The 2,237-nt window shown below is 48.4% G+C and carries 3 protein-coding genes; all 3 read left to right on the top strand.

Annotated features, from left to right (window positions below; translation table 11 throughout):
• Window positions 1–157: 157 nt before the first annotated feature.
• A complete protein-coding gene (locus MJZ26_14940; protein MCQ2107073.1) occupies window positions 158–295 on the top strand; it encodes a hypothetical protein in 138 nt (45 codons plus the stop codon).
• A 179-nt stretch (window positions 296–474) separates the two neighbouring features.
• A complete protein-coding gene (locus MJZ26_14935) occupies window positions 475–1,149 on the top strand; it encodes an MBL fold metallo-hydrolase (GenBank protein MCQ2107072.1) in 675 nt (224 codons plus the stop codon).
• A gap of 184 nt (window positions 1,150–1,333) precedes the next feature.
• A partial coding sequence (locus MJZ26_14930) for an ADP-ribosylglycohydrolase family protein (protein ID MCQ2107071.1) occupies window positions 1,334–2,237 on the top strand: 904 nt, incomplete at its 3' end.

Raw genomic sequence — 2,237 nt, 5'->3', positions numbered from 1 at the left:
AAGAAGCCCGGTCTCAAGAAATTGCAGATGTTATTGGTTTGAAGATTTCTCGTACCAAGGACTATATCACAGAACTTGTGGAAGAAGGCAAAATTGTCTCCAACGGAGCGAACAAGAATAGGACATATTCTTTGAAAAAGTGACTCCGATAATAACTATGCAACCACTAAAACTTGAAGATCTCAACGCCCAGTTCGACAGCATCGTCCGCAGGTATCGCGATGGTGGGCTTATCGCTTACCGCAACGCGCACTATTTCATGAACGACATGCTGAATTGCATGTTGCAAATCTAGCATTTGTTGCTGGTTTGGAGTGCTGGGCTACCCACACACATTCTTGAAGCCCCGGTTTAAATAGCCGTGGCTGGATGTGTTCTGTGTTTTGTGTCACTAAATTTCTAAAAAGATGTCTTTGGTGACAAAAAATCTCCAAAAAGTTTGCTGCGCATTCTAAATAGTTACATTTGAGAATCATGTCTGGTAATCTACAGTCAAGAATCCTTCATCTGCCGGCTTCGATGCCTAGCGAAACAAGCCCGCTGAGCGCTGATGTTTACGCTATCCGTGGCGAGACCGCCTGGTGGATTTTTGATGTTGGCGCCTCAGATGTGGCCGCAGATTTTGTGAACAACTTGCCCTGCGATATAGTTGTCAATGGTGGCGAAAAAGTGTCGCTCAAAAAGAACGTGGTCATCTCCCATTTTCATGCGGATCATTTCGTCAATCTGCCTCGTATTCAATTTGACAAGCTCTATGTAGGTCGGGAAACCTTCCGCCATTGCGATGCGACGATCCGTGCCCGCGCTGGTGTTCATGTGGTTGATTCGCCCCTGCTGTTTGATGACGGCTTACGGATTCAAATTGAACCTATCCCTAGCAGTCACGCCAAGGGCTCCCTGATGCTCACTGTTGGGGAATCCGCTTTCTTGGGAGATTCCACGTACCCGACGGTAAATCATAACGGTCCCGATTTTTACAACGTGCAGTTGCTTTACCAGCAGATCCAATTCTTGAAGGGCTGTTCTGCCCAGCATTTTGTCATGAGTCATCGCCGTTTCTCCCCGCGGGAAAAGGAAACGGTCCTGCAGCTTCTGGAAAATTTTTATGCCATGCGGCAATCCCATAAGAATGTGATTGAAGTTCCTTAATAATCTAACTAGAACAAAGTGGATGTATTTTGTCGCCTCTGGGGCGACCTTTTCTTTTTTCCAATAGCCTATTTTTTTGATAAGAAAAAGAGTGGCTTTTATAAAATTTGCGTTTTTGTTATACGATTTTTGTCTCGGTTGACAAAAGCATTTTTTATGACGATAACAAGGAAAAGGAGTCTTGATGACAGATCGTGAAAAGAAAATGCAAGAAATTTTTCGCAAGGCCGCAAGCAATATGTGCTGGGGTGAAATGGAAAATGAAAAACCGGCCCAGGTAAAGGAATGTGCAGAGGGAGAATCTCAAGGAAATGAACTGGCTGCCAAAAAACTTTCCCTGAAGAAGGACACTTGCCTCTTGGGCGCTATCGCTGGCGATACCATCGGAGCGCCCTACGAATTTGACTGTAATAACATCAAGACCACGGAATTTCCGCTGTTCAATCGTGCGTCGGAATGGACCGATGACAGCGTCATGACGGTTGCTGTGGCGGAAGCGGTAATGGCTGGTTTCGTGAGTGATCGCATCACATGCGACGAACCGGCGGGCGGACAACCCGACATCGAAAAGACCGAAAAGGCTATGGTCTCCTCCATGCAAAAATGGGGCAAGGCATTCCCCTATGCAGGCTATGGCGGTAATTTCCGTTACTGGCTGGTAGATAAAAATCCCCAGCCCTACAATAGCTGGGGCAATGGTTCCGCCATGCGAGTTTCTGCGGTGGGCTGGGCTTACGATACTCTGGAAGATGTGGAAAAGTTTGCCGAGGTTTCCGCTCGCGTCTCCCACAATCATCCCGAGGGAATCAAGGGCGCAAAGGCCGTCGCCGCCGCCATTTTCTTGGGGCGTGCAGGTAAGTCCAAGGAGGAAATCCTTGACTATGTGGAACGTACCTACGGATACCCCATTAGCAAGATGACCTGCGACAAGATCCGCCCCACCTACCATATGGATGAATCCTGCCAGAACACGGTGCCTCAGGCCCTCTGCGCCTTCCGCGAAGGGAACTCCTTCGAGGAAGTTGCCCGCCTAGCTGTTTCGTTGGGCGGCGACAGCGATACCCTCTGCTGTATCGCCTGCGCCATGG

This window comes from Fibrobacter sp. (genome assembly GCA_024398965.1).
GTDB lineage: Bacteria > Fibrobacterota > Fibrobacteria > Fibrobacterales > Fibrobacteraceae > Fibrobacter.
Note: the sequence above shows the minus strand (reverse complement) of the source record. Positions and strands in the feature narration are given on the sequence as shown.